At 64.8% G+C, this 7,262-nt stretch carries 8 protein-coding genes and 1 pseudogene; 5 read left to right on the top strand and 4 right to left on the bottom strand.

Annotation, left to right across the window (positions count from 1 at the left end):
• A partial coding sequence (locus KBZ04_RS12500; RefSeq protein WP_261351106.1) for a helicase-related protein occupies nt 1-1,220 on the top strand: 1,220 nt, incomplete at its 5' end.
• A 598-nt stretch (nt 1,221-1,818) separates the two neighbouring features.
• Here the strand turns inward: KBZ04_RS12500 and KBZ04_RS12495 are convergent.
• On the bottom strand, nt 1,819-2,547 hold the full coding sequence (locus KBZ04_RS12495) for a hypothetical protein (RefSeq protein ID WP_254992240.1): 729 nt from the start codon (nt 2,545-2,547) through the stop codon (nt 1,819-1,821).
• A gap of 192 nt (nt 2,548-2,739) precedes the next feature.
• Between KBZ04_RS12495 and KBZ04_RS12490 the strand changes: the two genes are divergently transcribed.
• Both KBZ04_RS12490 and KBZ04_RS12485 read left to right on the top strand, forming a co-directional pair.
• Nucleotides 2,740-2,997, top strand: a complete 258-nt coding sequence (locus KBZ04_RS12490) for a hypothetical protein (RefSeq protein WP_254992239.1) — start codon at nt 2,740-2,742, stop codon at nt 2,995-2,997.
• Nucleotides 2,994-4,253: a glycosyltransferase family 2 protein gene (locus KBZ04_RS12485; protein ID WP_254992238.1), complete on the top strand. Its 1,260-nt coding sequence runs from the start codon at nt 2,994-2,996 to the stop codon at nt 4,251-4,253. The genes KBZ04_RS12490 and KBZ04_RS12485 overlap by 4 nt, the downstream gene beginning before the upstream one ends.
• Here KBZ04_RS12485 and KBZ04_RS12480 read toward each other — a convergent pair.
• Nucleotides 4,165-5,199 carry a hypothetical protein gene (locus KBZ04_RS12480; RefSeq protein ID WP_254992237.1) on the bottom strand — a complete coding sequence of 345 codons (1,035 nt, stop codon included), beginning with the start codon at nt 5,197-5,199 and terminating at the stop codon, nt 4,165-4,167. The genes KBZ04_RS12485 and KBZ04_RS12480 overlap by 89 nt on opposite strands.
• Nucleotides 5,200-5,370: 171 nt before the next feature.
• On the opposite strand from KBZ04_RS12480, the gene KBZ04_RS12475 reads away from it, so the two are divergent.
• Nucleotides 5,371-6,612 carry a hypothetical protein gene (locus KBZ04_RS12475; protein ID WP_254992236.1) on the top strand — a complete coding sequence of 414 codons (1,242 nt, stop codon included), beginning with the start codon at nt 5,371-5,373 and terminating at the stop codon, nt 6,610-6,612.
• 59 nt (nt 6,613-6,671) lie between these two features.
• Entirely contained in the window at nt 6,672-6,839 is a 168-nt protein-coding gene (locus KBZ04_RS12470; protein ID WP_254992235.1) for a hypothetical protein, read from the top strand.
• Nucleotides 6,840-6,849: 10 nt separating this feature from the next.
• Here the strand turns inward: KBZ04_RS12470 and KBZ04_RS12465 are convergent, their stop codons facing one another.
• Together KBZ04_RS12465 and KBZ04_RS12460 are read right to left on the bottom strand one after the other, a co-directional pair.
• Entirely contained in the window at nt 6,850-7,092 is a 243-nt protein-coding gene (locus KBZ04_RS12465; RefSeq protein WP_254992234.1) for a DUF6737 family protein, read from the bottom strand.
• Nucleotides 7,079-7,262 (bottom strand): annotated as a pseudogene (locus KBZ04_RS12460) (peptidase S41); the annotation flags it as partial. The gene KBZ04_RS12465 and the pseudogene KBZ04_RS12460, both read right to left, overlap by 14 nt.

Raw genomic sequence — 7,262 nt, 5'->3', positions numbered from 1 at the left:
GCCTCTCGGGGGTGCGGGAGATGAGCCTGATCACCACGCCGCCGCCCCTGCGGCGCCCGATCAAGACCCACCTCGCCAGCCTCGATGAGGAGGCGGTGCGCAGCGCCATCCGCCAGGAGCTCGACCGCGGCGGTCAGGTGTTCTACGTGGTGCCGCGGGTGGAGGGGATCGAAGAGGTGGCGGGCCAGCTGCGGACGATGCTGCCGGGTCTGCGGCTGCAGGTGGCCCACGGCCAGATGCCGGAGGGGGAGCTGGAGAGCGCCATGGTGGCCTTCAACGCCGGCGAGGCCGACGTGATGCTCTGCACCACGATCATCGAGAGCGGCCTGGATATCCCCCGGGTGAACACGATCCTGGTGGAGGACGCCCATAAGTTCGGCCTGGCCCAGCTGTACCAGCTGCGGGGTCGGGTGGGTCGCAGCGGCATCCAGGCCCACGCCTGGCTGTTCTATCCGGGCGATGCCGCCCTGAGTGAGGCGGCCCGCCAGCGGCTGCGGGCGATCCAGGAGTTTGCCCAGCTGGGCTCCGGCTACCAGCTGGCCATGCGCGACATGGAGATCCGCGGCGTGGGCAACCTGCTGGGGGTGGAGCAGAGCGGCCAGATGGAGGCGATCGGCTTCGACCTCTACATGGAGATGCTGCAGGACTGCCTGGCCGAGATCCAGGGCCAGGACATCCCGGCGGTGGAGGAGACCCAGATCGACCTGCCGGTGACTGCCTTCATCCCGGCCGACTGGATCACCGAAGCCGACGAGAAGATGGCCGCCTACCGGGCCGCCGCCGAATGTGGCGGCAAGGCGGCCCTGGTGGAGCTGGCCGCCGGCTGGGCCGACCGCTACGGACCGATTCCGGCACCGGTCCAGAGCCTGCTGCAGCTGATGGAACTGAAGCTGCTGGCGCGCCGCTGCGGCTTCTCGCGGATCAAGCCGGAGAAGCCCAACATCGCCCTGGAAACGCCGATGGAGGAACCCGCCTTCCGCCGCCTGCGCCAGGCCTTGCCCCAGCACCTGCACGGCCGGATGGTGTATCAGGGCAGCGCCGGCAGCACCGCCAAGGTGCTGGCCCGGGGCCTGGGGGCCCTTTCCCCCGCCCAGCAGGTGGAGCAGCTGATGGCGTGGCTTTCCGCCATGGCCGGCCAGATCCCGGAGGCCGATGGGCTCACCTCCGGCCAACGGGCCGAGGAGCAGGCGGCGACGAACGCGGCGGTGCTGGTGGTGTGAGGGGGAACGAATCCGCGTCAATGCACTCGTACGCAGCTTCTTTCGTCGTTAGGTGAATGCGCGCTTTTGGCTATTTCTTGATGGAGCGGCGCGTCGTGGCGACCAACAGTTCCAAGCCCGCCACCTGGCGAGGGGAGAATCATGGTACCGGTGGAGGAAATCGTAGGTTCTGAGGCGGTTCACTCGGAATCGAAACTCACGCTCGACACCCATCAGACGAGCGTCGACACGCAGCGTCTGAACCGTGTCCCGCAGGAAAGATTTAGGCAGGCAGTTCAGCCGAGGTGAAGTGAAAGAAACAAGTCCGCTCCTGGACTGATGGGTGCTTCGTGGCAATGGCCTTATTATGGTTGTCAGCGCTGATGTGAACAAGCCTAAGCGTGGGCCTGGTTGTCATTGGATGGTGCCGACTTGACTTTGGTGCGTAAGACCAGCAGAGCTACTTGTCCCACGAGCAGGACGTAATCTCCCTTTTCTTGCCCCGGGCTCTTGAGTCATGGCTTGTCGTCCAGACCCATTGTCACGACGATAGTTAAGTGGAGCTCAAACGAAAAAAGCCCCACCTAACGGCAGGGCTGGAATGGGAGTCAGATCAGACTCAATTAATCCTGTTGTCAGGAGCAACTGCCTTGAGGCGCCTTCTCAGACTACGGCTGAAGCCGAATGCTGCTGCAGCACCCAGGACTGGAAGGGGGCCAGGGACGTTAGAAGTTGAAGGTGGTTGCTGGCGTAGAGCACCTCCATACTGCAGATGATCGATTTCGATTCCACCACCACCCCCTGTGATTTTGATGGCCGAAATGCCAGTCGGATTGATGGCGCCGTAAAAGCGATCCTCTTGCGTGCCTCCAAAAAATCCGCTACCAGCATGACTGCCTCCCCTGGTGCCTAAAGAATTTCCAAGTTCGTCAAATGCTTCAAATGAGATATTATTTACTCCATCAACCCAGACCAAACCTGCGTGGGTAGGAAGGGTCCCTAAAGTTGCCTTCGAAAAAGTAAAGGTATATCCAGCTAGACCATTACCGCTAAAGAAGGAATCTCCATTTGGCTCATTTTCGACTGAATCAACGATAGACCCGCCAAACTGAGTAGAAGTAACAACGCCAGAGCTTGGTGTTACTCCGGGGACGTTCAGCAATCCATCTTCGAAATCTTCAAGATGAAAGTAACCAAAGGATGGTCCATTAAAAGGGCTGTCCGAAAAACCAAGGTACGTGAGCGGCCCAAACAAGTCCAAGGCATAGGAAGGGGGGCTTGCCAAGGCGACACTTGCTCCAACCACCGAGCAAGTACCGATGACTTTAAGTTTCTCTAGTGCCTTCATGAGAAAATGCGATGGAGGAGTCGCATGGATCTAAGACAAGCCAACTCTACACTCACTTTGCAAGTCACAACATAAACTTTGGTTAAGGTTGCCATGGCCCAGTTGCCCTCTCCTGCCGTGGCATCTCTCCTGCCTGGTCACGCCAGATTTGCAGCGTCCCCGTCCCGGCACCTGTGCAGAGCCTGGCCGCTGATGGTGCAGAGCCTGCTGGCGTGCCACTGCGGTTTCTCACGCATCAAGCCGGAGAAACCCCATATCGCCCAGGCGATCCCGATGGAGGAACCGGCTTCCCTTCGCCTGCTCCAGGCCCTCGTCCCCGCCCAGCAGGTGGAGCAGCTGATGGCGTGGCTTTCCGCCATGGCCGGCCAGATCCCCGAGGCCGATGGGCGTACCCCGGAGCAGCGGGCCGAGGAGCAGGCGGCGACGAACGCGGCGGTGCTGGTGGTTTGAGCGACCCCTTCGCCGTGACGGGCCCCTTTGCCGAGACAGGCCCCGACGGCACCGTGGCGGACATCGCTGTCATCATTCCGCTGTTCAACGGGGCGGCCTGGATCCGCCAGACGCTGGCGTCCGTGCTGGCCCAGACCCTGCCGGCCCGGGAGATCATCGTGGTCGACGACGGCTCCAGCGATGACTCGCTGGCCATCGTCCGATCCTTTCCCCAGGTGGCCCTGTACCGCCATCCCGGCAAGGGCACCCACCAGACACGGCAGTTCGGCTTTGAGCGCAGCACGGCGGCCTGCGTCACGTTTCTGGACCAGGACGACCTCTGGCATCCCCGCCACCTGGAGCTGCTCAGCACGCTGCTGCGCGATGATCCGGCAGCCAGCGCGGCGGTGTCCCGCACCCTCACCTACGAAGACGAGCGGCAGCTGCACTTTCCGCCCCCGGTTCTGGGCCCGGAACGGTTCGACCCCTGGGACACCTTTCCCTTCCACCGGATCGACACCCCGTCCTTCGTGCTGATCCGGCGCAGCGCCCTGGAGGCCATCGGCGGTTGGCCGGCCCAGAACGCCTGGAGCAGTGATGTGCAGGCCTGGTTCCAGCTGGCCTCCATCGCCCCGTTGGTGCGCAATGCCACGGCCACCGCCGCCTATCGCGTGCAGCACCAGGAGGCCACCAGCACCCGCTGGCGCCTGGAGCGGGCCCACGAGTACTTCCTCAACATCCGCACGAGTTGCGAGGCCCTCGCCCGTGAGCGCGGCCTCAGCCATCCCCAGGAAGCGGAGCGGCGGCAGCGCCAGTGCCGCATTCTTGGGCCCATGGCGCAGGTGATCGAGGCGCTGGAACAGGCCGACGCGGGGCTGATGCGCTCCGCCTTGACGCAGCTTGAAGCGGAGCTGAGCCGATCGGCGGCCGCCACGGATCTGGTCACCGGCACCCTGAGCTGGTACATGCGCCCGACCCTCACCTCCAGCGACGCCCGGCAGTGGCGAGCCCTGGTGCGGACACTCCACAGGGGCAGGCCTGACAGCATCCGGCACCTGGGCCGGCTGCTGCCCTTCCACCCGGAGAGTGCCTATCCGACGTCCGTCCTGACGGGCTATCTGATGGCGGAACCCTGGCAGCTCCAAGCCTGGTGGCAGCTGCTGCGCCACCGGGGGGTTCCGATCTCTCTTAACCGGATGGGGCGCCTGAGCCATGTCCTGAGGCGTTTCCGCGCAGGATGGCCATGGCTTCGGCGGGGGTGCAGAACACGAACCTAGGGCGCTCGGGGTGGGCCATCAGGGCCTGCAGGCAGCGGTCGATTCTCGGCAGCGACTCGGGTTCGACGGGGGCGTTGGAGTGAATGGCGAAGGCCAGATAGGGGTGGCGCTGCTGGGCGATCGCCCGGTCGAGCATCACGCTGAAGTCGTTCGGATGGCTCCAGTCCCGCCATAGCGACAGGGGTGTGTCCTGCAGCCGGTGCCGGAATCCGTTGTTGCGCAGCCGCCGGATCCGTTGCTTCAGGCTCCTCGGCCCCCAGCCGTAGCGGAGGTGGGCGGAGGTGAGGGGCAGGAGCGTGATGGCACGCTCGCCGGGCCTGGCCCGGCGGCGAAAGTCGCTGCGGGATGGGGCATAGGGCTCGCGGGGCACCCGGTAGTAGTCCGGCAGATCCCCCGAGTGGCGCGGCTTGCGCGAGTCCAGCGCATTCGGGGGCAGACCGGGCTCGATGGTCAGATCGAAGCGGAATCCCAGGGCTTCCGCCCGGTTGATGGCCTGCGTTCCCGACCAGTAGTTACCGAAACGCAGGGAACGGCATGGCGTCCCGAAGCTGGCGCGGTAGGCCTCCACGGCGGTGCCCAGGCACTCCGCCACCCAGTCGTCGCGGTCGTGCTCATCCAGCCAGTCACCGGAGTCCTCACACCAGCGATAGGTGTGGACATGGGCGCCCAGCTCATCGCCGGCGTCGATGGCCTCCTGGAACAACGTCGGGTAGTGCTCCACGGCCCAGGAGGCACGGCCATGGGCCAGGGCCACCTGGGGATCCATGCGGATGAACCAGCTGACATGCACGGCCTCGCCGGTGAGCTGCTGCAGGGCCGATCGCCAATGTCGGATGTAGGCATGGGTGAGCTCGTAGCCCCGCCATGGCTCGGGGTCCTGACGTGAGACGAAGAACGCATCCGGTTCCACATCGATGCAGAACAGGACGGGGATCTTGGACGTCACCACCAATCGGAAGGGAGCAGAACGTCAGCGGTGGGTGCTGCCCTGGGTGAGATTAGGCCGGATCGATTCGCCTGGCAGGGGTAGGTCATGGCCTGGTCCTGGCCGGCGGTTGATCCTTGTATTCAGTGGCCGCAGCGCCACCATGGGTGCGCCGGGCCTGTCTCTCCGCCGATGATCGATCTCGCCAGCTACCGGCCCAGGGGCGACAAGCGCAACACCGCCTTCTTCGAGGAGTTCCTGCCCCGTGTCTATGCCCGGCGGGCCGACTCGGGGCTGGAGCAGGTGGTGGGGCCGATGGCGGCCCTCGTGATCCAGGTCGACCACGGCAATGGACTGCCCTACTTAGCGGAACTGGCGCTCACCGGCCCCTACCGCTACCAGGAGTGCTGGATCAACGCCACCCACCGCATCTACCTGCTCAAGGGGGGTGAGGCCTTTCCGCGCCTGATCGTGCTCGAGCCCCTCTTCGATGACTTCGAGGATGAGGTCACGCGCTGGAACGCGATGTATCCCCTCTCGATCGACAAGCCCAACGCCCGCTACATCGGCGAGATCTTCCGGGTGTCCTCCTGCCACGACCTGCGCGCCATCCTCGAACCCCAGAACATCCGTTTCGCCTATCCGGGGGAGACCGCCAACCCCTTCTATGCCTCCAAGCACCTCTGTTTCACCTTCCTCTCCGACTACACCTACAACCGGGTCGGCTATGTGGATCGGCCCCTCGATGGTCTGGCGGCCCTGGATCTGGGTGACCGGGTGCTGCTCGATGACGACGCCCTGGCGCCCCTGACGGACGCCGCCCGCCGCCACCGGGAGCATGGGCTGGAGGGCAAGATCCTGGGCATCGACCACCTGGCCACCCGGGTGCTGGCCGGTGAACGGGAGGACGCCATCCTCGAGTACCTGACGATGGTTCCCTACTACTACTGGGGCTCCTATGACATCGCCGAGATGAACTCCTCCACCAACGTCACCCGCCACCCATCGGTGGGGGACGACAAGCTCTCCCCCGCCCGGGTCTTCACGGCCAACAACACCCCCTCCTACCTCAATTCCCTGTCCAACCTGCCCATGCCCACCGAAGACTTCGTGCGCAATTTCGGCCGGCGCATGCATCACATCGCCTATGAGGTGATCGATGGCGACAGCAACGGCGAGAAGAACGTGGATGTGGTGGTGCAGACCCTGCGCGAGCTGGGCATTCCCTTCCTCGCCGACATGGTGGGGGAATGCGGCGACCAGCCCAACCTGCGCCAGATCTTTTCGCGCAGCTCGGCCTACTCCCTGCTGATCACCGAGTATGTGGAGCGCTGCCTGGGCTACGACGGCTTCTTCACCCGGGAGAACGTGGCGGCCCTCACCGAGGCCGCGGGCCACGCGGAGCGCTACGAGCACGGCCACGTCTTCGACTGAACGGGCCACGGGAATGAGAGGAAACGTTAAGATGGCGACATCTTTCGTTACGTGGTGCCATGGGTGAGCTGATCGAGGTCGCGGGCGCCACCCAGAATTCCCTGTTGCTGCCGGCCGTCCTTGGGGTCCTCGGCCTCGGTTTCTTTGCCCTGTTCCAGTCCGATGCCGGCAACAACGACGACGACGACTCGTCCCCCGGTGGTGGGCTGATGCAGCCGGTCGCCTGATCTCCCCGGTTCAGCCGCCGCCGTCCTGCTCCTGCCTCCAGGCGGCAGGCATCAGCACCAGGAACAACAGCCACCAGGCCCCGATCGCCAAGGAGACTCCGGTGGTGATCCACCAGAGGTGTAGCACCAGCCAGCTCCCGGCCACGATGGCCAGTCCCGTGAGCAGGATGCTCCAGGGCTGACACCACCAGGGCTTGAGATCCCAGACCGAGCCGGGCGTGGCGCCCGGCCCGTGCAGATCAGGGTTTGGCAAGGGCCGCCGGCAGGTTGGCGCTGCCGGGCTGGAAGGCCTTCTGCAGCACGGTGCTGGCCTGCAGCTGCTTGCGCAGGGTGGATTCGGCCGCCCGGTACTGGCTGTCCCGGTTGGTGCCGATGTCCTCGAGCTTGAGGCGCTGCACCTCCTGTTCGGTCATCTTCACCGGC

This window comes from Cyanobium sp. N5-Cardenillas (genome assembly GCF_024345515.1).
Lineage (GTDB): Bacteria > Cyanobacteriota > Cyanobacteriia > PCC-6307 > Cyanobiaceae > Cyanobium.
The sequence above is the reverse complement of the archived record's forward strand: the minus strand, read 5'-3'. Positions and strand labels throughout refer to the sequence as shown.